The organism is Kitasatospora sp. NPDC059812 (assembly GCF_042732075.1).
GTDB lineage: Bacteria > Actinomycetota > Actinomycetes > Streptomycetales > Streptomycetaceae > Kitasatospora.
In genome coordinates this window covers 98574-118242 of record NZ_JBHWIO010000003.1, presented here as the reverse complement: position 1 = coordinate 118242, position 19669 = coordinate 98574, and the positions used below count along the sequence as shown (strand labels likewise).

At 74.9% G+C, this 19669-nt stretch carries 20 protein-coding genes; 9 read left to right on the top strand and 11 right to left on the bottom strand.

What is annotated here, in order from left to right; genetic code table 11:
- Window positions 1-508 precede the first annotated feature (508 nt).
- The 3 genes from ACFV6D_RS02610 to ACFV6D_RS02600 all read left to right on the top strand — a co-directional run bounded on the left by ACFV6D_RS02610 (window position 509) and on the right by ACFV6D_RS02600 (window position 5475).
- On the top strand, window positions 509-1171 hold the full coding sequence (locus ACFV6D_RS02610) for a lytic transglycosylase domain-containing protein (RefSeq protein ID WP_380428041.1): 663 nt from the start codon (window positions 509-511) through the stop codon (window positions 1169-1171).
- 203 nt (window positions 1172-1374) lie between these two features.
- A complete protein-coding gene (locus ACFV6D_RS02605) occupies window positions 1375-2379 on the top strand; it encodes a glycosyltransferase family 2 protein (RefSeq protein WP_380557898.1) in 1005 nt (334 codons plus the stop codon).
- A 174-nt stretch (window positions 2380-2553) separates the two neighbouring features.
- Window positions 2554-5475: an FAD-binding and (Fe-S)-binding domain-containing protein gene (locus tag ACFV6D_RS02600; protein WP_380557896.1), complete on the top strand. Its 2922-nt coding sequence runs from the start codon at window positions 2554-2556 to the stop codon at window positions 5473-5475.
- Here the strand turns inward: ACFV6D_RS02600 and ACFV6D_RS02595 are convergent.
- Both ACFV6D_RS02595 and ACFV6D_RS02590 read right to left on the bottom strand, forming a co-directional pair.
- Window positions 5472-5978: a hypothetical protein gene (locus tag ACFV6D_RS02595; RefSeq protein WP_380428033.1), complete on the bottom strand. Its 507-nt coding sequence runs from the start codon at window positions 5976-5978 to the stop codon at window positions 5472-5474. The genes ACFV6D_RS02600 and ACFV6D_RS02595 overlap by 4 nt on opposite strands.
- A gap of 41 nt (window positions 5979-6019) precedes the next feature.
- A complete protein-coding gene (locus ACFV6D_RS02590; RefSeq protein WP_380557893.1) occupies window positions 6020-6532 on the bottom strand; it encodes a DUF1453 domain-containing protein in 513 nt (170 codons plus the stop codon).
- A 79-nt stretch (window positions 6533-6611) separates the two neighbouring features.
- Here ACFV6D_RS02590 and ACFV6D_RS02585 point away from each other — a divergent pair, with 79 nt between their 5' ends.
- Window positions 6612-7235, top strand: coding sequence for a TetR/AcrR family transcriptional regulator (locus ACFV6D_RS02585; RefSeq protein ID WP_380557890.1), 624 nt, complete (start codon window positions 6612-6614; stop codon window positions 7233-7235).
- 63 nt (window positions 7236-7298) lie between these two features.
- On the opposite strand, the gene ACFV6D_RS02580 is transcribed toward ACFV6D_RS02585, so the two are convergent.
- The 3 genes from ACFV6D_RS02580 to ACFV6D_RS02570 form a co-directional block, all read right to left on the bottom strand.
- Window positions 7299-7757, bottom strand: coding sequence for a CBS domain-containing protein (locus ACFV6D_RS02580; protein WP_063346447.1), 459 nt, complete (start codon window positions 7755-7757; stop codon window positions 7299-7301).
- A 76-nt stretch (window positions 7758-7833) separates the two neighbouring features.
- Window positions 7834-8805 carry a slipin family protein gene (locus ACFV6D_RS02575; protein ID WP_380428027.1) on the bottom strand — a complete coding sequence of 324 codons (972 nt, stop codon included), beginning with the start codon at window positions 8803-8805 and terminating at the stop codon, window positions 7834-7836.
- A 370-nt stretch (window positions 8806-9175) separates the two neighbouring features.
- The gene (locus tag ACFV6D_RS02570) at window positions 9176-10093 is read right to left on the bottom strand and encodes a PIG-L deacetylase family protein (RefSeq protein WP_380557887.1); all 918 of its coding nucleotides are present in this window, start codon (window positions 10091-10093) and stop codon (window positions 9176-9178) included.
- A gap of 295 nt (window positions 10094-10388) precedes the next feature.
- On the opposite strand from ACFV6D_RS02570, the gene ACFV6D_RS02565 reads away from it, so the two are divergent.
- Complete coding sequence (locus tag ACFV6D_RS02565; RefSeq protein WP_380342991.1) at window positions 10389-11171, top strand: uracil-DNA glycosylase; 783 nt, start codon at window positions 10389-10391, stop codon at window positions 11169-11171.
- 78 nt (window positions 11172-11249) lie between these two features.
- Here the strand turns inward: ACFV6D_RS02565 and ACFV6D_RS02560 are convergent, their stop codons facing one another.
- A complete protein-coding gene (locus ACFV6D_RS02560; RefSeq protein ID WP_380557884.1) occupies window positions 11250-12023 on the bottom strand; it encodes an SDR family oxidoreductase in 774 nt (257 codons plus the stop codon).
- Window positions 12024-12185: 162 nt separating this feature from the next.
- Between ACFV6D_RS02560 and ACFV6D_RS02555 the strand changes: the two genes are divergently transcribed.
- Window positions 12186-13037, top strand: a complete 852-nt coding sequence (locus ACFV6D_RS02555) for a helix-turn-helix transcriptional regulator (RefSeq protein WP_380557882.1) — start codon at window positions 12186-12188, stop codon at window positions 13035-13037.
- Window positions 13038-13219: 182 nt separating this feature from the next.
- Here the strand turns inward: ACFV6D_RS02555 and ACFV6D_RS02550 are convergent, their stop codons facing one another.
- A complete protein-coding gene (locus ACFV6D_RS02550; RefSeq protein WP_380557879.1) occupies window positions 13220-14107 on the bottom strand; it encodes a CHAD domain-containing protein in 888 nt (295 codons plus the stop codon).
- Between the two features lie 286 nt (window positions 14108-14393).
- On the opposite strand from ACFV6D_RS02550, the gene ACFV6D_RS02545 reads away from it, so the two are divergent.
- The 3 genes from ACFV6D_RS02545 to ACFV6D_RS02535 all read left to right on the top strand — a co-directional run bounded on the left by ACFV6D_RS02545 (window position 14394) and on the right by ACFV6D_RS02535 (window position 16744).
- Window positions 14394-15068 carry a hypothetical protein gene (locus tag ACFV6D_RS02545; protein ID WP_380377313.1) on the top strand — a complete coding sequence of 225 codons (675 nt, stop codon included), beginning with the start codon at window positions 14394-14396 and terminating at the stop codon, window positions 15066-15068.
- 135 nt (window positions 15069-15203) lie between these two features.
- A complete protein-coding gene (locus ACFV6D_RS02540; protein WP_063346454.1) occupies window positions 15204-16025 on the top strand; it encodes a thioredoxin domain-containing protein in 822 nt (273 codons plus the stop codon).
- Window positions 16026-16093: 68 nt separating this feature from the next.
- Window positions 16094-16744 (top strand): vitamin K epoxide reductase family protein, encoded by a 651-nt coding sequence (locus tag ACFV6D_RS02535; protein ID WP_380557876.1) that lies wholly within the window; start codon window positions 16094-16096, stop codon window positions 16742-16744.
- A gap of 33 nt (window positions 16745-16777) precedes the next feature.
- Here the strand turns inward: ACFV6D_RS02535 and ACFV6D_RS02530 are convergent, their stop codons facing one another.
- The 4 genes from ACFV6D_RS02530 to ACFV6D_RS02515 form a co-directional block, all read right to left on the bottom strand.
- Window positions 16778-17275 (bottom strand): NUDIX hydrolase, encoded by a 498-nt coding sequence (locus ACFV6D_RS02530; RefSeq protein WP_363623640.1) that lies wholly within the window; start codon window positions 17273-17275, stop codon window positions 16778-16780.
- Between the two features lie 113 nt (window positions 17276-17388).
- Entirely contained in the window at window positions 17389-18462 is a 1074-nt protein-coding gene (locus ACFV6D_RS02525) for a serine hydrolase domain-containing protein (RefSeq protein WP_380557873.1), read from the bottom strand.
- 46 nt (window positions 18463-18508) lie between these two features.
- Window positions 18509-19021: a GNAT family N-acetyltransferase gene (locus ACFV6D_RS02520; RefSeq protein ID WP_380342973.1), complete on the bottom strand. Its 513-nt coding sequence runs from the start codon at window positions 19019-19021 to the stop codon at window positions 18509-18511.
- Between the two features lie 23 nt (window positions 19022-19044).
- Window positions 19045-19470: an ankyrin repeat domain-containing protein gene (locus ACFV6D_RS02515; protein WP_380557870.1), complete on the bottom strand. Its 426-nt coding sequence runs from the start codon at window positions 19468-19470 to the stop codon at window positions 19045-19047.
- Window positions 19471-19669: the final 199 nt, after the last annotated feature.

The following is a 19669-nucleotide window of genomic DNA, read 5'->3' as shown; positions in this document are numbered from 1 at the left end:
CCCGGCCGGCCGGAGGTGTGAGGCCGCCCACACGGGGTTCGCCGTCTACTGCCCCCGATAGTGGACGGCTACGGCCCGGGCGCCGGCCGACCCCCCGGCACGGGCTCCCGTCCCGCGTCGGGCTGCCCGGAATGCCTCGAAGAACGCAGGCCACCGCACCTCACACCCACGCATTCCGCTCGCGCCACCGACCTTCGACCCACAAGTACGCAAGTCGGACAAATTCCCCCAAACCCATCACCGCGTCTCGCCGCAGCCACCCTGCGGCTACTACCCGCCGTAGTGGCACCTGCCTTTGCCACCCGTCCCCGGCCCTGCGAAGAATGGCCCGTCGCCAGGCAGCGCAGCCGGCCCCGTCCGCCGCGCAGCCGACCCGCCCCGCCACTTCCGCCGGGGCACCACGGCCGTCCCGGACGGCCGCGCGGGCCCCGCTCACCCGGGCGCCCGTGCGATGCCCCGCACCCGGTGCCACCGGCACGGCCCCCGACGGAAAAGGATTGTCCGCTTCATGCAGCTCAGCCATGCCCGCCGCAACTCCCTGATCACCGGCATCGCCACCCTCGTCGTCGCGAGCGCCGCCACCGCCGCCCTCGCCCTCCCGCAGGCCGGGAGCACCACCGAGGCCGCCGCCCCCGCGGCCGCCGTCACGGTGGACGACAAGGCGGCCGCCGACCAGGCCCAGGCTGACACCGCTGCCGCTGCCGCCGCCGACCAAGCCGCTCAGGAAGCCCAGGCCCAGGCGCAGGCCGAGGCGGAGTCCGCCGCCCAGGCGCAGGCCGAGGCCGACGCGAAGGCCCAGGCGGACGCCAAGGCCAAGGCCGACGCGGACGCCGCCGCCTCCCGCTCGCAGGCGCGCCAGGACCTCACCGGCGCCCCGGCCCTCACCGGCAGCCCGCAGCAGATCGCCGCGCAGCTCGTCCCGGCCGGCCAGCTCCAGTGCTTCAGCAACATCGTGTCCCGCGAGAGCAGCTGGAACCACCTCGCCGTCAACGCCTCCTCCGGCGCGTACGGCCTGGTCCAGGCGCTGCCCGGCAGCAAGATGGCCTCGGCCGGCTCCGACTGGCGCACCAACCCGGCCACCCAGATCAAGTGGGGCCTGGACTACATGAACTCCCGCTACGGCAGCCCCTGCGCCGCCTGGTCGTTCTGGCAGAACCACCACTGGTACTAAACCGAGGCTGCCGAGCCTCGACGCACCCCGGGCCCGCGACGGCACCACGCGTCGCGGGCCCCGCGCGTTCCGGCTGTCGTGGACGCGTCCGGCAGGCCGCGTGAAGATATGGCGTACGGTCGTACGATTTGGCGGGAATTGCTCGGTATTACGCACCGTCAGGGCTTTGCCACGGTCAGCGCGTCCTCTTACGCTCCGGCGTCATGCCCTCACCCCTCATCAGCGTCGTGCTCCCCGCCTACGACCAGCACAAACAGCTCGCGGACTGCCTGGACTCGCTGTTCGCGCAGTCCCTCCAGGACGTCGAGGTGATCGTGGTCGCCGACCGCTCCCCCGACGCCGCGGGCGAGCTCGCCGACGCGTACGCGGCCCGGCACCCGCGGCTGTCGGTCCTGCACCTCAACGCGGCGGTCGGGGTCGGGGTGAGCCGGAACGCGGGGGCGGCGCGGGCCGCCGGCGAGTACCTGCTGTTCCTGGACGCCGACCACCAGCTGCCCCAGGACGCGCTGCAGACCCTCGCCGACCGGCTCGGGCAGACCGGCCCGGTGGACCTGCTGCTGTTCGGCCACTCCCGCCGGCACAACGGCCGGGACTGGCCGGGCGGGGCGGAGGCACTGCTCGCCGAGGCCGGCCCCGAGGTGTTCGAGCCCTTCGACCAGCCCGCCCTGTTCGGCGCGCCGCCGCTGGTCTGGGACCGGCTGATCCGCCGCGGCCACTGGGAGGAGCTGCGGCTGGCCTTCCCCGACGGCCGGTACGAGGAGATCCCGGTGGTGCACGCGGCACTGCTCGGCGCCCGCCGCGTCGCCGCGCTGGCGCGCGAGTGCGTGCAGCTGCGCCGCCGGGAGACCGTCCACCCCACCGGTTCCCCGGGCAGCGGCGTGTTCGACCTCTTCGACCAGTACGAGCGCAGCTTCGCGCTGCTGGAGGACCAGCCGCACCTGTACGCGGTGCGGGACGCGCTGTTCGTCCGGATGATCCGGCACTACCTGTTCGTCTTCGACCTGGCCGGGTGCGTCACCCGCGCCGAGCGGCCGCAGTTCTTCCACCGGGCCGCCGAGCACCACCGGCGCTTCCAGCCGCCCGGCCATCGGCGGCCCGGCGGCCGCGAGGGGATCAAGTTCTCGCTGCTGGCCGGCGGCGCCTACCCGGCGTTCGAGATGGCCAAGCTCTCCCACATCGCCCGCGGCACGCTCACCGGGCGGCGGTGACTGGACTCCGCACGTGCGCGACCCCGCCTCCGCAGGCGGCGGGGCCGAGGTCCTGTCCGGGCGGCCGCCGACCGACACCCCATCGGCGGTACCCCGGTCGTGGCCGGTACCCCTGCGGGCGCGCGGCTGCCATGATCGGCCGGAGCCGTCGCCGCACCCGCCCGGAGGTCCCTGGTGAGCCGTCCGTCCGCAGCCCCCGGGGCCGAGCTGGCCCGCGAACTGGCCGCCGTACTGCGCGGGGAGGTCCGCTTCGGCACCGCCGAGCGGACCGTCTACAGCCACGACGCGTCCAACTACCGGCAACTGCCGCTCGGCGTGGTCAAACCCGCCGACCTCGACGACGTCCGCACCGCCGTCGCGCTCTGCCGTCAGTACGGCGTGCCGGTGGTACCGCGCGGGGCGGGCACCAGCATCGGCGGGCAGGCGATCGGCCCGGGCGCGGTGGTGCTGGACTTCCGCCGCCACCTCGGCGCCGTCCTGGACGTCGACCCGCAGGCCCGCACCGCCCGGGTCCAGCCGGGCACCGTGCTGGACGACCTCCAGCGCGCCGCCCGGCCGTACGGGCTGCGCTTCGGCCCCGACCCGTCCACGCACAGCCGCTGCACCCTCGGCGGCATGATCGGCAACGACTCCTGCGGCTCGCACTCGCTCGCCTGGGGGCGCACCTCGGACAACGTCGAGCGGCTGGAGCTGCTGCTCGCGGACGGCACCGAGCTGACCGTGGGCGGCCGGCTCACCCCGCAGGAGCGCGCCGCGCTCCGTGCCCTGCCCGGGCGGCCCGGTGAACTCCACCGGCAGCTCCAGGAGTTCACCGACCGCAACCTCGCCACCATCCGCCAGGGCCTGCCCGCGCTGCCCCGCCGCACCTCCGGCTACCCGCTGGACGCCCTGCTGCCCGAGCACGGCCACGACCTGGCCCGCGCGCTCACCGGCACCGAGGGCAGCTGCGCGGTGCTGCTCGGCGCGACCGTCCGGCTGGTCGAGGAGCCGCCCGCGCGCGCCCTGGTGGTGGCCGGCTACCCCGACGAGGGCGCCGCCGCCGACGCCGTCCCCGCGCTGCTGCCGCTCGGGCCGCTCACCGCCGAGGGCATGTCCGCCGACCTGATCGCCGCACTGCTCGCCGCCGGCCCCCGCCCGCCCGCGCTGGACCGGCTGCCCGCGGGCGAGTGCTGGCTCTTCCTGGAGACCGGCGGCGCCACCCCGGTCGAGGCCTACCAGGCGGCCCGCCGGCTCGCCGACGCGGTGCGCCGCGAACGCTCCGCCTCCGTCGCCCTCGTCACCGACCCGGCCGAGCAGCGCCAGCTCTGGGCCGTCCGGGAGGCGGGCGCCGGCATCGTCACCCGGCTGCCCGGCGGCGGCGAGGCCTGGCCCGGCTGGGAGGACTCCGCCGTCCCGCCCGAGCGCCTCGGCGACTACCTGCGGGACCTGCGCGCCCTGCTGCGCCGGCACAGCCTGCACGGCGTGCCGTACGGGCACTTCGGCGACGGCTGCGTGCACCTGCGGATCGACTTCCCGCTGGACGAGCCCGCCGGGGTGCTGGTCTTCCGGGAGTTCCTGGAGCAGGCCGCCGACCTGGTGGTCTCCTACGGCGGGTCGCTCTCCGGCGAGCACGGCGACGGGCAGGCCCGCGGCGAGCTGCTGCCCCGGATGTACCCGCCCGAAGTGATCGCCCTGTTCGGCGAGTTCAAACGGATCTGGGATCCCGAGCACCTGCTCAACCCGGGGGCGCTGGTCGACCCGCGCCCGCTCGACGCCGACCTGCGCTTCGTCACCGCCCCGCGCCGCCCGCTGCCGCTCGCCCTCCCGTACGAGCAGGACGGCGGCAGCCTGGCCAAGGCCGTGCACCGCTGCGTCGGCGTCGCCAAGTGCGTGGACCCGAACACCGGGGTGATGTGCCCCAGCTACATGGCCACCGGCGAGGAACGGCACTCCACCCGGGGCCGGGCCCGGCTGCTGGCCGAGATGCTGCGCGGCATGGCGGCACCTCCCGGCCGCCAGGGCGGCGCGGCGATCGCCGACGGCTGGCGCTCGACGGAGGTCCGGGAGGCCCTGGACCTCTGCCTGAGCTGCAAGGGCTGCGCGAGCGACTGCCCGGTCCATGTCGACATGGCGACCTACAAGGCCGAGTTCCTCCACCAGCACTACCGGCACCGCCCGCGCCCGCTCGCCCACTACTCGATGGGCTGGCTGCCGCTCTGGCTGCGGGCCGCCGCCCTCGCCCCCGGCGCCGCCAACACCCTCGCCCGCTCCCCGGCCGCCGGGCTGCTCAAACTGCTCGGCGGGATCGACCGGCGCCGGGTGCTGCCGGTCCTCCCGCCGGAGACCTTCACCCGCTGGTACCGCCGCCACCGCGCCGCGCACCCGGCCCCGGCGGGGGCACGGCCGGTGCTGCTGTGGCCGGACACCTTCTCCGACCACCTCCAGCCGAACGTGCTGCGCTCCGCCGTCGAGGTGCTGGAGCACCTGGGCTTCGACGTGCGGCTGCCCGCCGGCCCGGTCTGCTGCGGCCTGACCTGGTACTCCACCGGCCAACTCGGCACCGCCCGCCGGGTGTTGCGGCGCAGCCTCCGGACGCTGGCCGACACCGGACTGCCCGCCGACACCCCGGTGGTCGGGATGGACCCGAGCTGCACCGCCACCCTGCGCGAGGACCTGCCCCGGCTGCTCGGCCCGGACGGCCGCCCGCTCGCCGAACGCACCCGCACCTTCGCCGAGTTCCTCGACCAGTACGCCTCCGACGCCCCGCTCCCCCAGGTCCCGCTGGACGCCGTCACCCAGACCCACTGCCACCAGCACGCCGTCCTCGGCAGCGCCGCCGACCGCCGGGTCGAGGCCCGACTCGGCCTGCACAACCGGGTGCTGGACTCCGGCTGCTGCGGCCTGGCCGGCAACTTCGGCTTCGAGCGGGGCCACTTCGAGGTGTCCGAGGCGATCGCCGAGCGCGTCCTGCTCCCCGAGGTCCGGGCCGCCGCCCCCGACACGGTGATCCTGGCCGACGGCTTCAGCTGCCGTACCCAGATCTCCCAACTCGCCCAGGGCCGCCAGGCCCTGCACCTGGCGGAACTGATCGCCCGGGCGCTTCGGGAGCATTCCTAGGGCGCGGCGTGCTCGCCGAGGAAGGCCCCGGCGCGGGCCGCGGCCTCCTCCTTCGTCGGATAGCCGCGGTCGGCCGCGCCGCGCGCGCCGTCGGCGCCGACGCCCGCCCAGCGCCAGTCGCCGGATTCCGCCTCCTGCTCCAACTCGGCTGTTCCGCCGAACAGTTCGAGCGTGCCGTGCGGCGCCGCCGGGCGGGCCTCCGGCCACTTCTTCCGGGCCCCCTGCCGGGTGATGCCCCAGGCCGCACCCAGTTGCTCGTAGCTCGCACCGTAGGAACCCGCCGTCGCCGCCGCGATCGCGGTCAGCCGCTTGACCTCCGTGTCCACCACCTTCCAGGTGGCGAGGACGGAGAGCGCGACCTCGGCCGGGTCCGCGTTCCACATCCGGTCCTCGGGCAGCCCGGTCTCGCGCGAACGAACAGCCCTGGCAAGGGGGTTCAGGGCGTCACCGAGCGCCCTGGCCAGCTCGGACCGCTCCTCGGGGGTGATCTCGATCGATGTCATGCGACAACCATAGTTACCGAACCGGCCTACGACAACCAAAGTTACCGCCTGATTCGATCCGCGCCGAGTGGCGGATTCAGACCCCGCCGCTCGGGCGCGAAGGGAAGACCCGCGACGAGCACCCGGCAGCCGACCGCCAGGGCCTCACCGAGGAAGCCCACGCCGATCGACAACTGCACCGGCCGGGCATCCGGAGCGAGACCGAAGCGGCCGGCGAGGAGGCCGAAGCCCGCCATCACCGCGAGGGAGCCGGCGGCGACCAGGAAAGTCCGGCCGGTGTACCGCTGCCACGCCACACCGTCGCGCTCGAACAGCGTGACGGTGATGCCGCGCAGCACCCCGAGCCCGACGCCGAGCACGACACCGGCGGCCACCCAGGCGTAGTCACCCGCGCCCAGACCCGGGTGCCGCACCAGCGACCAGAACCCGATCGCGGTCAGCACCACCGGCGGCGCGAACAGGTCCCGGGCATTGAGCGGCTCCCCACGCAGCCGCCGGATCACCACCACCACGACCACGACGGCGATCAACCCCGCTTGCAGCCAGACGTTCATCGACACACCCCTCCCCGGGATTTTTTTAGCTCGACCATGCTAAATAAGCAATTTAGCTCGACCGTGCTATAACGGCAACATGCCCAAGATCGTGGACCCCGCGGAACGCCGCCAGGCCGTCGCCGACGCCGTGCTCCGCGTCGCCGCCCGAGAGGGGCTGGAACGCGCCTCGCTGCGCAACGTCGCGGACGAGGCCGGGCTCGCCATCGGCTCGGTACGGCACTACTTCGCCGGCAGCTCCGAACTGATGATCTTCGCGATGCAGGAGCTGGCCCGCCGCATCGACAGCCGGATCCGCACCCACGCCCGCACCCTGCTCGACCCGGAGGGCGGCACCGACCGCCGCACACAGGTCGAGGAACTCCTCACCGAGACCCTCCCCCTGGACGCCGAGCGCCGGGAGGAGTCCGCGCTCTGGCTGTCCTTCGTCACCGCTGCCCGCACCCGCCCCGAACTCCGCTCCCGCGCCGCCGAGTTGCAGGCCGGACTGGACGAACTGATCCACCGCGTCCTGACGGAGGCCGAACACTCCGGCGCCCTGGCGCCCGGCCTCGACCTCGCCGTCGAGACCCGCCGCCTCTCCGCCCTGCTCGACGGCCTCACCCTCCAGGCCGTCCAGCACCCGGACCTGGTCGGCCCGGACGAACTGCGCGCCGTGCTGCGCCGCCACCTCGACACGCTGGCCGGACGATGCCCTGATTGATTCGCCGCGTCCCTGACCCGCCACGGCTGGCACTGACCCCCCGGCCCGGATCAGCCGACGCCGTCAGGCCCCGGCCTTGGCCGCCTCCTCCGCGGGCGCCTCCTCCGCGCAGACCGCCGACACGAACTCCGCAACCCGGGCCTGCGGCAGCCCGCGCGCGATGTCCGCCTCGCTGATCATCCCGACCAGCTTGTGCTCCGGGTGGTTGATCACCGGCAGCCGGCGCACCCGGTACTGCTCCATCACCCGTAGCACCTGCTCCGCGTCCTCGTCCGCCTCCACCGTCATCGGCCGGCCCAGGGCCAGCTCGCCCGCCGTCACCCCGGCCGGGTCCCGGCCCTCGGCGACGCAGCGCAGCACGATGTCGCGGTCGGTCACGATGCCCAGCAGCTTGTCGTCCTCCCCGCAGATGGGCAGCGCGCCGACGTGCCGTTCCCGCATGATCCGGGCGGCGGCGGCGAGCGTCTCGTGCTCGCGGATGCACTCCGCGCCCGGGTGCATGATGTCGCTGGCTCTGGTCATGATCCCGCCTCCTGGCCTGGCTTCCGCCCCCTGTCCATCCTGGTCCGGGCCCGCGGCGGCCGCCACCGGGCGCCGGTCAGGCCGCCTGGTCCGGCTCCGCGCGCCCGCCCGGCGCGTCCGCATCCGGCACCGGCGACTGGTCCAACAATTCCTCCAGTGGCGGGAGTTCGTGCTTCGAGCTGTCCTGCTCGACCTCCGCCTTCGCCGCCTCCTCCCGCTCCACGGCGGCCCGTTCGGCGCCCTTCGCCGCTGCCGCCGCGGCGTTCACCGCGGCCCGCTGCTGGTTGTCCGTCGCACTGTCCAGGAAGCGCAGCAGCTCCACCGGGAAGGGCAGCACCAGCGTCGAGTTCTTCTCCGCTGCCACCTCCACCACCGTCTGCAGCAGCCGCAGTTGGAGCGCCGCCGGGGTCGCGCTCATCACCGCCGCCGCCTCCGACAACCGGGCCGAGGCCTGGAACTCACCGTCCGCCGTGATGATCCGCGCCCGCCGCTCCCGCTCGGCCTCCGCCTGCCGCGCGATCGAGCGCTTCATCGACTCCGGCAGCGCGACGTCCTTGATCTCCACCCGGTCGATCTCGATGCCCCAGCCCAGCGCCGGGCTGTCGATCATCAACTCCAGCCCCTGGTTGATCGGTTCGCGGTTGGCCAGCAGGTCGTCCAGCTCGCTCTTGCCGATGATCGAGCGCAGCGAGGTCTGCGCCACCTGGGAGATCGCGAAGTGGTAGTCCTGCACGTTGACGATCGCCTTCACCGGGTCCTCGACCCGGAAGTACACCACCGCGTCCACCCGGACGGTCACGTTGTCCCGGGTGATGCCCTCCTGCGCCGGGATCGGCATCGTCACGATCTGCACGTTCACCTTGCGCAGCTTGTCCGCGATCGGCAGCAGCCCCACCAGCCCGGGCTCGCGCACATCCCTGCGCACCCGGCCGAAGCGGAACACCACTCCCTTCTGGAACTGCTGGACGACCCGGACGCTCAGGCCCGCCCAGATCGCCCCCAGCCCGACCAGCCCCCCGATGGCACCCAGCACCGCATCGACGATCATCGCGGCCTCCTTGCGGCCTCGGCGAGGCCTCCTCGCGCACCAGCCAGCCCCGGCCGTCGCCGACCCGGCCCAGCCGGGGGGCCGCCGGAGCAGCTGATTCCACGCTACGCCTGCCCGGGCAGGCCGGCGCAGGGCCGATACGGGCCCGGCACGAGCTCGGTGCACGGCCGATGCGGGCCCGGTGCGAGCCCTAGGAGGGCTTTGTCAGGTCCTGTAGTGGGGGTCGGGGGGTTGTCCGGCCTCGAACGTCGCTGCGAGACGATCACCCGCTCGGGGATCGGTGGGGCGGTGGTGACCGGTTCGTCCCGCGGGGTTGAGCGGGAGTCCGGGTCGGGCCGTCCGCCGACAGCCCGACCCCGGCCCTGTTCTGTTACGACCACTCCGGGTGCGGGGCCGTGATGCTCCCGAACTGGTACGAGTTGTTGGGGAGGGTGAAGACGTACTCGTGCGGGTCGTTGTGCGCGGACTCCAGCTTGTTCGGGACGCTGTGGTAGCCGAGCGCGTAGAGGTTCCGGGACGGGGCCCAGGTGTTGTAGCAGTAGATGGCGTTGCGCTTGGTCGCCATGTGCCCGGCAGGGATGTCCAGCACGTAGGCGGCACCGTTCGCACGGGAGCCGAGCGGCTGGTCGTAGGCGTAGACGAAATTGAAGCGCACGTCGGTGAGTTTGCCCTCGCGGGCCAGTTGCACGGCCGCGTCGGCGATCGCCTTGTGGGTGTCGGTGATCTCCAGCCAGCCCGCGGTGAACTTGTGCGAGGCGCCCGGGTACTGCCGCGCGATGGACGCGATCTTCGACTTGACCGTGGCGACGAACCGGGCGAAGGCATCGGGCCCCCCGTAGGGGGAGTCGACGATCTTCAGGTTGATCACCTTGTCGACCCCGAGGGTGGCGGCAGAGGCCATGAACTCGGCCGTCCGGCAAGGGACGATCTTGCTGCTGCCGTCGGTCGGCCAGTTCACCCCGTGGTGGCCGCCGGCCGCGCAGGGGTGCCGGTCCGAGCCTGTGGTCAGCGGGCAGGGATCGGTGTTCATCAGCTTCGCCAGCCCGTCGTTCTCTCCCCGTGTCACCAGCACGAGGTACACCGGCCGGCCGGCCGCCTTGTGCTCCAGGATCGCCCCGGCCAGGCCCAACGCCTCGTCGTCCTGGTGCGGCGAGTAGAAGATCGCCGGCGGTGCCGCCGCCGACGCCTCGGTCGCCCACATGCCGGAACTCAGCACCGTCGCGCCGGCCAGCGCGCCGGCCGTCAGGACCTGCCGTCGAGACGGACCCGCGTACCCGTTCTCCACCATTGCTGCCTCCCGGTCCCACCGGACCTTCTCGCCACCGCCCCGATCACCGGGCCCAACCCGGTCGACGGGCCACCGTCACCCGGCGGTTCAACCAGGCCACCGTCCAGACCGCCCAGCGGGTGCGGCGGGACAGGGCCCAGTAGGGCTTTGTCGGGCGCCACGGATGGTCAGGCGAGGGGAGGGATGCCTCACCCGCCCAGGCCCCCCTGGACCGGTGCCTGCCCGATATGCGACCGACCCGCATCCGCCCCGCTCCCACCACAGGACCTGACGAAGCCCTACTAGGATCGGGGCCATGCCGCAGTCCGCCGCCGCCGACGACCCCGGCCACCCCCGCCACCCCGCCGAGGCCGCCGCCCGCGCCATCTCGCTCACCGCGCTGGACCGCGTCGTCACCGACTGCCGGGCCTGCCCGCGCCTGGTCGAGTGGCGCGAGGAGACCGCCCGCACCAAGCGCCGCGCCTACCTGGACTGGGACTACTGGGCCCGCCCGATCCCCGGCTTCGGCCCGCCCGACGCCCCGCTCGTCCTGGTCGGCCTCGCCCCCGCCGCCCACGGCGCCAACCGCACCGGCCGGATCTTCACCGGCGACCCGTCCGGCGACCTGCTCTACGCGGCGCTCTACGACCTCGGGCTCGCCAACCGCCCCGAGTCCGTCCGGTACGGCGACGGCCTGCACCTGCGCGGCGTCCGCATCACCGACCCGGTCCGCTGCGCCCCGCCCGACAACAAGCCCAGCACCGCCGAACGCGACACCTGCCGCCCCTGGATCACCCGTGAACTCCAGTTGCTGCGCCCCACCGTACGGACCGTCGTCGCCCTCGGCGGCTTCGCCTGGCAGGCCCTCCTGCCCGCCCTCGCGCAGGCCGGCTGGCAGGTCCCCCGGCCCCGCCCCGCCTTCGGCCACGGCGCCCTGGCCGTCCTCCCCGCCACCGACGGCGGCCCCGCCCTCCAGCTGTACGGCTGCTACCACGTGAGCCCGCGCAACACCAACACCGGCCGCCTCACCACCCCCATGCTCCGCGCCCTGCTCCGCACCGCCGCCCGGTCGGCCGGGCTGGAACCGGCGCCGGAGTAGGTCCGACGGCACCGACCCCCGTACGGTGCCGTCGGACCCGCCCCGACCAGCCGGGCCCCCGGCCGACCGGGCCCGCACTCAGTCGAACCGCCGGGTCGCGGTGATCCCGCCGTCCACCGGCAGGGTCACCCCGGCCACGTACGACGCCCGGTCGCTCAGCAGCCAGGCCGCCGCCTCCGCGATCTCGGTGTCCGAGCCCGCCCGGCCCAACGGGGTGGAGCGGACCACCAGGGCGTCGAACTCCGGGCCGGACGCGAAGAACCGCTCCGTCGAGGGCGTCCGCACCACGCCGGGCGCGACGGCGTTGACCCGGATGCCGTGCCGGGCGTAGTCGGCGGTGGCCGCCTTCACCAGGCCGGTCAGGCCGTGCTTGGCGGCCTGCTGGACGCCGTCCCCGAAGCCGCCCACCAGCGCGCCCACCCCGGAGTTGAGCACCACCGCGCCGCCCCGACCGCCCGCCGCCATCGCCCGCAGCTGGGCCCGCAGGCAGAGCCAGCTGCCGCGCAGGTTGAGCGCGTGGGTGTCGTCCCACTCGGCCTCGGAACGCTCGGCGAGCGGGGCCGGCGACAGGCCGGAACCCGCGTTGTCGAAGGCCGCGTCCAGCCGGCCGTACGTCGTGAGCGCCGCCTCGACCGTCCGCTCGGCGCCCTCCGCGGTGGTCAGGTCGGCGGCGACGGCCACCGCCCGGGCCCCGCCTGCCCGCAGGGCGGCGGCCAGCGCCTCCACCTCGGCGCCGGAGCGGGCGGCCAGCACCAGCAGCGCGCCCTCCCGGGCGAACAGCCGGGCGGCGGCTGCACCGATGCCGCGCCCGGCGCCGGTGACGATCGTGACCTTGTCGTCGAGAAGTCCCATGCGGCGAGCCTCCCGGCGCCCCGCCCGGGCCACCAGCGGCCAGCCCTTCCCGGGGACGGGCCGACCAGGGACCAGCCGGCCAGGGACCAGCCGACCGAGGACGGGCCAGCCAGGGACGGCCAGGTCCTGGCTAACCCCACCCGGCTGTGGCAGCGTGACCGCATGCCCGAGACCCCGCTGGGCGCGTTCCTGCGCGCCCGCCGCGCCCGCCTCGCGCCCGCCGAGGCGGGCCTGCCCCCGGCCGGGCGCCGCCGGACGCCCGGGCTGCGCCGCGAGGAGGTGGCGGCTCGCGCGGGCATCTCCGCCGACTACTACGCCCGGCTGGAGCAGGGCCGCCAGCGGGTGCCCACCGGCCCGGTCCTCGACGGCATCGCCGAGGCCCTGCAACTGGCCGGGGCGGAGCGCGCCTACCTGCACCGGCTGGCCGCCCGGCACCGCGCACCGGCCGGGGCGCCGCCCGAGCCGCCGGCCGTCTCCGCCACCACCCTGGCGCTGCTGGACACCCTGGACGCCGCGCCCGCCTTCGTCACCGGCCCGACCTTCGAACTCCTCGCCTGGAACCGCCCGGCCGGCCTGCTGATGGCCTGGCCGGAACGGCGCCCGCCCCACGAGCGCAACCTGCTCTGGCAGGTGTTCTGCTGCCCGTACGGGGACCGCTCGCAGGGCAACCTCGCGGCCACCGGCTCGATCGGCGCGGACCTCGCCGCCTCGCTGCGCGCCCACCACGCGGACCGCCCCGGCGACCGCGGGCTCACCCGTCTGGTCCGCCGGATGTCCTCGGACAGCCCGGCCTTCGCCGCACTGTGGGACCGCCACCGGGCCGGGCCGCCCGGCCCCGGCCGGCTCCACATCCGCCACCCGGCCCTGGACACCGACGTCCTGGACTACACCGTGCTCGCCCTGCCCGAGGAGGGCCGGTACGTCTTCGCGTGCCTCGCCCCACCCGGCAGCCGCGCCCGCCACGCCTTCGCCGCCACCCACGACGCGGCCCCGGCCCACGCGGCGCCGTTCTAGGTTGGGCCTAGGTTTGGCCTAGGTCCTGTCCGGCCAATCTTGGCGGGCCCGCGACGCCGGGCATCCCGCCTGGACGCACGCCCGAATCGCCCAAGTACGTCCAGTACGAGGGCGGTCCGGGCGCACGCCCAGCCGGGCGCCCAACGCCGCGGGCTGATCCGCCAAGATCGACCGGACAGGACCTAGCCGAACCGCGGCAGCTTGCGCCCCGCCGCCCGGGCCCACACTTGGGGCAGCCGGGACCGGGCCGTCTCGGCGGCGGTGAGCTGGCGGGCGTAGAGCACCCCGAGGCCGAAGGGCTCGCCGCTGTCGGCGGCCTGCCCGGCGAGGGTGCCGGCGGCGACCACCGCGTCCTGGTGCTCGCCCAGCAGTTCCTGGACGGCCTTCATCCGGTCCGTGTACCGCTCGGCGGCCGCGCCGACCGCCGGGGCGGCGGTCTCGCCGGCGTAGCGGGCGCGTTTGGCGGCCTTGCGGGCCTCGTGCAGGGCGCGGTCGCGCTGCTCGGCGGGCCCGGCCCCGGTGTCGAGGGCCGCCCGGACGCGCTCGCCGGTGCGGTGCTGCTCGCGCTCGGCGATCCGGGCCAGCTCGGGGACGGCGTCACGGCCGGCCCGGCGGCGCAGCGGGGGGTCGGCGAGGAGGGTGGCGAGGGCGTCGGCGAGGGCGCGGCGGCGCGGGCTGTCGAGGGCCGCGAGCACCTCGGGCCAGGCCTGCCGGTACTCGGCCCGCCCCCACCGCTCCAGCTCCGCCGCGACCCGCTCCGGCCGGCAGGCGGCGGGCAGTGCCCGGGCCTGGGCGGCCAGCCGCTCGGCGAGCACCTCGCCGTCCCGGGCGCGGCCGAGGGCGGCCGCGAGCCAGCGCAGTTCGGCGACCAGGTGGTCGGTGGCCCCGGGGGCGAACAGCCGCCGGAAGGTCCGCAGGGCGCTGCGCAGCCGTCGGCAGGCGACGCGCATCCGGTGCACCGCGTCCGGTTCGTCCGCCCGGACGGCGTCGTCGAGGCCGGCCAGTACCGCCGCCTGGGCCCCGAGTCGGTCCAGCAGCACCTGCCCCACCGTGGTGGCGGGTCGCGCCATGAGCGCTCACCCCCTCATCGGGGTCGCCGGGAACGCCTTCCAGGCTACGGGTCCGGGCGCACGACGACGACCAGGACCGCGACGGGAACGAGCAGGCCCGGGACGGGGACGAGCCAGGCCCGGGACGACCGCTCGGCGCACACGACGCCGACCCGCACGAACAGCGAAGCGGTCCCGGCTGAGCGGACGTCAGGCGGGTGAACGAACGGCCTCCGGCGGGCAACGCTTCCACTCCCCGGGTACGCGCCCTCGTGCCGGATGTAAGCGTCGTGGCATACTCCGGGACGTGACGACCTCCACCCATGCGATCAGGGCCCTGCGGGCCGCGGTGTTCACCGCGCTCGCCGTGCCGCTGTCCGCGCTGGGCCAGGTGGTCATCACGGGTCGCCCGCTGCCGCTCTCGCTGGTGGCGGCCGCGACCGCCGTCGTCTTCCTGGTCGCGGCCGCGCTGGCCGGCGGGGAGCGGCGGCTGCTGCACATCTCCAGCGTGCTGGTGCCGGTCGAGCTGCTGCTCAACACGACGTTCAACCTGGGGCAGGCCGGCTGTGGGCCGATCCTGTCCGAGCACGTGCCCGCGCGCGGTGTGAACCTGCTGGTGTGTGGCGGCGGTTCGGTGGACGGGTCGCTGCTGGCCGGTCCGCTGGGCCATGTGGGGCCGCTGGCCCCGGCGGCGACCCAGGTGCTGCTCCTGCTGGTGCACCTGGTGATCGCGCTGGCCGCCGCGGCCTGGCTGCGGCTGGGCGACGCGGCCCTGTCGGGCCTGGCCCGGTCGCTGCGCGCGCTGCGCCAGTCGCTGGCCCGCCCGTTGCGCGCCCTGGTCCTGCTGCTGCTCCCGGCTCCGGTTCGGCCGGTGCTGCGGGTGCCGCTGCCGGTGTCGGACCGCGTGCGGCCGCGCCGCGAGGACGTGGTGCTGAGCCCGGCTCCCCGGCGTGGTCCGCCGGTTCTCGCGCCTGCCTGCTGACCCGCCCGAGGCCGTAGGGCCGCCGCGCACGTTCGTCCGCAGGCAGCGCGCACAACTCCCGCGTTCACTCGATCCCGCCGCACCCGGTGCGGTTTCCCGCGCGCATCCGCGCGCCGCGTACAGGAGTTGCCTTCCATGGCTCAGACCCCCAGCAAGCAGCAGGCCAAGCGCATCAGTGCCCGTGAGCGGATCCAGGAGGCGCAGCGCATCGAGCAGGCGGCCTCGAAGCGCCGCCAGCGGATCGTCGTGGCGGTGTCCGCCGTCGCGGTGCTCGCCCTCGCGGGCGGAGCGGCGGTCGCGATCAACTCGGCGTCCGGCAAGAAGGACTCGACGGCGGCCGCCGATGCGGCCGCGCCGACGGAGCTGGTCGTCCCGGCGAACGCCTCCGGCCCGGACGGCACGGTGATCACCTACGGCAAGGCCGACGCCCCGCACACCATGGAGGTGTACGAGGACTTCCGCTGCCCGGTCTGCAAGCACTTCGAGGCGGCGAACGGCGAGGCGGTCAAGAAGCTGACCGAGGACGGCTCGGTCAAGGTGGAGTTCCACCTGGCGGCGTTCCTGGACAACGCCCTCGGCGGCAAGGGCTCGCGCACCGCGCTGGCCGCCGCGGGCGCCGCGCTGAACGAGGGCGTGGACAAGTTCAAGCAGTTCCACGACGTGCTGTACGCCAACCAGCCCGACGAGCGGAAGGACGACTTCGGCAACGTCAACCACATCCTCGACCTGGCCGGCCAGGTGCCCGGGCTGAAGACGGACGCCTTCGTGAAGGCCGTCACCGACAAGACGTACGCGCCGTGGGCGGCGAAGGTCGCGGAGGCGTTCAACGGCAGCGGGGTGACGGGCACCCCGACGGTCAAGGTGGACGGCAAGCCGATCACGCTGTTCAGCGGCCAGTCCACGGTGACGCCGGAGCAGTTCACCGCCCAGGTGAAGCAGGCCGCCGGCCTGAAGTAAGCAGGGCACCACCGGCCCGGCCGAACCCCGGCCGGGCCGGCTCCTCCCAGCCACCGGAGTGTGCTGCCATGACCGCCGCTACCTCTGTGCACCTCTCCCCTCCCGCCCCCGGCGACGCCGGCCGTGCGCCGGTCGGCGCGGGCCGGGCGTTCTCCCTGCTGCTGTTCCTCGGCGGGCTGATCGGGCTGGCCGCCTCGGCCGTCCTGACCTTCGACAAGCTCCGCATCCTGGAGAACCCGTCCTACGTCCCCAGTTGCAACCTCAATCCGGTGATCAGCTGCGGTTCGGTGATGCGCACCGAGCAGGCGGAGGTCTTCGGGTTCCCGAACCCGCTGCTCGGGCTGGCCGCCTTCGGCGCGCTGGCGGCGGTCGGGGCGGGGCTGCTGGCCGGTGCCGCGTACCGGCGCTGGTTCTGGCTGGGCCTGCACGCGGGCACCCTGCTGGGTGTGGTGTTCGTGCACTGGCTGATCGACGAGGCGCTGTACCGGATCGGCGCGCTGTGCCCGTACTGCATGGTGGTGTGGGCGACGGTGGTGGTGCTGTTCTGGTACACGACGCTGCACAACCTCCGGACGGGGGTGATCCCGGCGGGTCCGCGGCTGCGGCCGGTCGTGCGGGAGGCGGCGCGCTACCACTGGGCGGTGCCGGTGCTGTGGGCGGCGGTGATCGCGCTGCTGATCCTCAACCGGTTCTGGTACTACTGGAGCACGCTGGCCTGACGGACCTGACCGACTGGCATATTTGACGGACCGTCAGCCGACGTACCCCGTGGAGTGCAGCAGCGCGGTGGCGCCGGTCCGCCGGGCCGCCAGGGCCCGGGTGAGCCGGCGCGCCGCGCAGGGGTGCAGCAGTGCGGCCGCCCGGGCGGGGGTGAAGTACCCGTACTCGGCGATCTCCTCGGCCTGCACCCGGATGGTCGCGCCGGCCGGGACCGTTCCGCCGTCGAACATGAACTGCACGGCGGGGTGGGCGTGTTCGCCCTGGCCCGGGATCGGGTCGCGCCACTCGACGACGAGCAGCCGCAGCTCGCCGGCCACCAGCCCGGTCTCCTCTCGCAGTTCGCGGGCGGCGCATTCGGCGGGGCCCTCGCCCGGGTCCATCCCGCCGCCGGGGAACTGCCACTGGGCGCGGTAACTGGCCTTCAGCAGCAGGACGTCGCCACCTTCGCCGGTGAGCAGCACGCTGCAGCCGACGTAGGCGCGCAGCAGTCCGGCCAGCCAGTCCTGTTCCGAAAGCCAGGTGTCCGTCATCGCGCCTCCTCCGCCGGTGCCCCGTCGCGGTGGTTACTCTGCCGCAACCCCCATGCCGGATCCGGCGGTTCGTACCTAATCCACCCGATCGGGTACTCGACGCACGAGAGCTCCTACCCGAAGACCGCCCGCCGGTAGGCGTTACGCAGGTCGGTGAGCGGCTGGATGCCGCGGTCGTAGTGGACCTTGTTGGTGAGCAGCAGCGCCCAGCGGCCGAGCCGCCGGGAGATCCAGATGCCGGTGCCGGTGAAGCCGTAGTGGACGAAGGTGCCCTCGGCGGGGTCGGTGCCGGGGGCGTGCAGCCAGGACAGGCCGCGGGCGGGGGCGAGACCGCCGGTCTGTTCGCGCAGCGACTCGGCGATCCAGGCCTCGCCCCAGGGCAGTTGGGGCGGCGGGGCGAGCAGCGCGGCGAGGAAGCGGGCAAGGTCGCGGGCGGTGGAGAAGGCCCCGGCGTTGCCGCAGACGCCGCCGAGCAGCCGGGCCGAGGGGTCGTGGACGACGCCGCACAGGTGGCTCCCGGCCTGCGGGTCGTACTCGGTGGGCGCGGTGCGGGCGGTGTCGGCGGGGCCGAGCGGCCCGTACCGGGTGTCGGCCATGGCGAGCGGCCGCCAGATCCAGCGACTGGCGAGCTCGTCCAGCGGCGCGCCGCCGAGGTCCTCGACGAGGTAGCCGAGCAGGACGGCGGCGCGGTCGGTGTACTCGACGGCCGTGCCGGGCGCGCGATGCAGCGGGGCGGCGACCACCCCGGCCCGGATCGCCGCGAGGTCGCGCCCGTAGAGCTGCTCGAATCCGGTGTGCGGGAGCATTCCGGCGGTGTGCGCGAGGAGTTGACGGATCGTCACCACGCTGACGGGGTGCCCGGAGGCGGGCGGCCACCAGCGGCCGAGCGGTTCGTCGAGCGGGAGCCGCCCGGCCTGCCGGAGCACTCCGGCGCAGGGCCAGAGGGCGACGATCTTGGTGAGGCTGGCGAGGTCGTACCGGGTGTCCGGCCCGGGGGCGAGCCGGGCGTACGGGCCCTGCCCGAGCACGCCGTGCGCGCCGCCGCCGAGCGCCCCTCCGGCATCGCCGACGGCCCAGACGGCGCCGGCCCCGACGGTGCGCACGCCGCCCCGGACCAGCTGGTCCAGCTCCCCGCCGGGCGCGGCCAGGGCGGGGAGCCGGTCGGCTCCTGGCGGTTGCTGGCTCATCGTCCCCCCTCAGAGGTGTCGTGAGCCTACCCGCCGGGCGGGCCGGTCAGGCCGCCGCGGGCAGTTCCTTGCCGAGGCAGATGCTCTGCGGGTGATCGCGGTAGATGCCGAACTTCCGGATCGCCGCGTACCCCTCGGACCCGTACAGCGCCACGGCCTCGGGCTGCTCGGTGCCGGTCTCCAGGATGACGCGGGTGCGGCCGGCCTCGGCGGCGGTCTGCTCCAGGCGGCGCAGCACCGCCCGGGCCAGGCCACGGCCGCGGGCGGCGGGGACCACGAACATCCGCTTCAGCTCGACGTCGCCGTCGCGCAGCCCGTCCGGCCCGGCCTGCTTGGCCCGCCAGCCCCCGCAGGCGACCGGCCGGCCGTCGAGGTAGGCGATCAGGAACAGGCCGGCCGGCGAGTCGAAGTCGTCGAGGTGCAGCACGGTCTCGTCGGGGTCGCCGTAGCGGCGGACGTACTCCTGCTGCACCTCCGCCGACAGGGCCTGGGCGTCGGGGTGGGCGTAGCCGGTGACGCGGAACTCGACGGTTCCGGCCTCCATGGTGGTGCTCTTCATGAGGGAAGAGCCTACGACCTGGATCAGCGGGCCTCGAAACGGGCGACCAGCTCGCTCTTGCCGAACATCCGTGCGGTGTCGACGGCGTTCGGGGTGCCGGCGGTGGGGTCGGCGCCGCCGTCCAGCAGGACGGTCAGCACGTCCTCGGCGCCCTTGAAGACGGCGCCGGCGAGCGGGGTCTGGCCGCGGTCGTTGGCGCGGTTCGGGTCGGCGCCGCGCGCCAGCAGGGCTTCGACGGTGGCGGCGTGGCCGTGGTAGGCGGCGAGCATGAGCAGGGTGTCGCCGCGGTCGTTGGTGAGGTCGGCGGGCGCACCGGCGTCCACGTAGGCGGCCAGGGTGTCGGTCTCGCCGGCGCGGGCGGCGTCGAAGAGCTTTCCGGCCAGGGCGATCACCTCGGCGTCGGGGGCGCCGGGAGCGTCGGCGGGCTGCTGGTTGGCGGCGTCGGTCATGGCGGGCGGCCTTTCCGGTCTGTGGGTTCTGCGGGCTCTGCGGGTGGCGGAGTGCGGCTGGAGGAGCTGCGCGTACCGCACCGTAGCGGCCGGGTGCCGGGCCGGGCCAGCGCGCATCCGGATGGCGGATGGCGGCCCTCGAACGGCGGCCATCCGGGCGAACTTCCCCGACCCCCCGGAAACCTCCCGCCCACCCGGC

Excerpts from the sequence above, each read along its gene's own strand:
- ACFV6D_RS02585 (WP_380557890.1), top strand. The coding sequence starts at position 6,612 with ATGCCCAAGATCGTGGACCCCGCGGAACGCCGCCAGGCCGTCGCCGAC.
- ACFV6D_RS02550 (WP_380557879.1), bottom strand. The coding sequence starts at position 14,107 with ATGGCGCGACCCGCCACCACGGTGGGGCAGGTGCTGCTGGACCGACTC.
- ACFV6D_RS02565 (WP_380342991.1), top strand. The coding sequence starts at position 10,389 with ATGCCGCAGTCCGCCGCCGCCGACGACCCCGGCCACCCCCGCCACCCC.
- ACFV6D_RS02560 (WP_380557884.1), bottom strand. The coding sequence starts at position 12,023 with ATGGGACTTCTCGACGACAAGGTCACGATCGTCACCGGCGCCGGGCGC.
- ACFV6D_RS02540 (WP_063346454.1), top strand. The coding sequence starts at position 15,204 with ATGGCTCAGACCCCCAGCAAGCAGCAGGCCAAGCGCATCAGTGCCCGT.
- ACFV6D_RS02575 (WP_380428027.1), bottom strand. The coding sequence starts at position 8,805 with ATGATCGTCGATGCGGTGCTGGGTGCCATCGGGGGGCTGGTCGGGCTG.
- ACFV6D_RS02530 (WP_363623640.1), bottom strand. The coding sequence starts at position 17,275 with ATGACGGACACCTGGCTTTCGGAACAGGACTGGCTGGCCGGACTGCTG.
- ACFV6D_RS02555 (WP_380557882.1), top strand. The coding sequence starts at position 12,186 with ATGCCCGAGACCCCGCTGGGCGCGTTCCTGCGCGCCCGCCGCGCCCGC.
- ACFV6D_RS02590 (WP_380557893.1), bottom strand. The coding sequence starts at position 6,532 with ATGAACGTCTGGCTGCAAGCGGGGTTGATCGCCGTCGTGGTCGTGGTG.
- ACFV6D_RS02605 (WP_380557898.1), top strand. The coding sequence starts at position 1,375 with ATGCCCTCACCCCTCATCAGCGTCGTGCTCCCCGCCTACGACCAGCAC.
- ACFV6D_RS02515 (WP_380557870.1), bottom strand. The coding sequence starts at position 19,470 with ATGACCGACGCCGCCAACCAGCAGCCCGCCGACGCTCCCGGCGCCCCC.
- ACFV6D_RS02580 (WP_063346447.1), bottom strand. The coding sequence starts at position 7,757 with ATGACCAGAGCCAGCGACATCATGCACCCGGGCGCGGAGTGCATCCGC.
- ACFV6D_RS02570 (WP_380557887.1), bottom strand. The coding sequence starts at position 10,093 with ATGGTGGAGAACGGGTACGCGGGTCCGTCTCGACGGCAGGTCCTGACG.
- ACFV6D_RS02525 (WP_380557873.1), bottom strand. The coding sequence starts at position 18,462 with ATGAGCCAGCAACCGCCAGGAGCCGACCGGCTCCCCGCCCTGGCCGCG.
- ACFV6D_RS02535 (WP_380557876.1), top strand. The coding sequence starts at position 16,094 with ATGACCGCCGCTACCTCTGTGCACCTCTCCCCTCCCGCCCCCGGCGAC.
- ACFV6D_RS02595 (WP_380428033.1), bottom strand. The coding sequence starts at position 5,978 with ATGACATCGATCGAGATCACCCCCGAGGAGCGGTCCGAGCTGGCCAGG.
- ACFV6D_RS02610 (WP_380428041.1), top strand. The coding sequence starts at position 509 with ATGCAGCTCAGCCATGCCCGCCGCAACTCCCTGATCACCGGCATCGCC.
- ACFV6D_RS02520 (WP_380342973.1), bottom strand. The coding sequence starts at position 19,021 with ATGAAGAGCACCACCATGGAGGCCGGAACCGTCGAGTTCCGCGTCACC.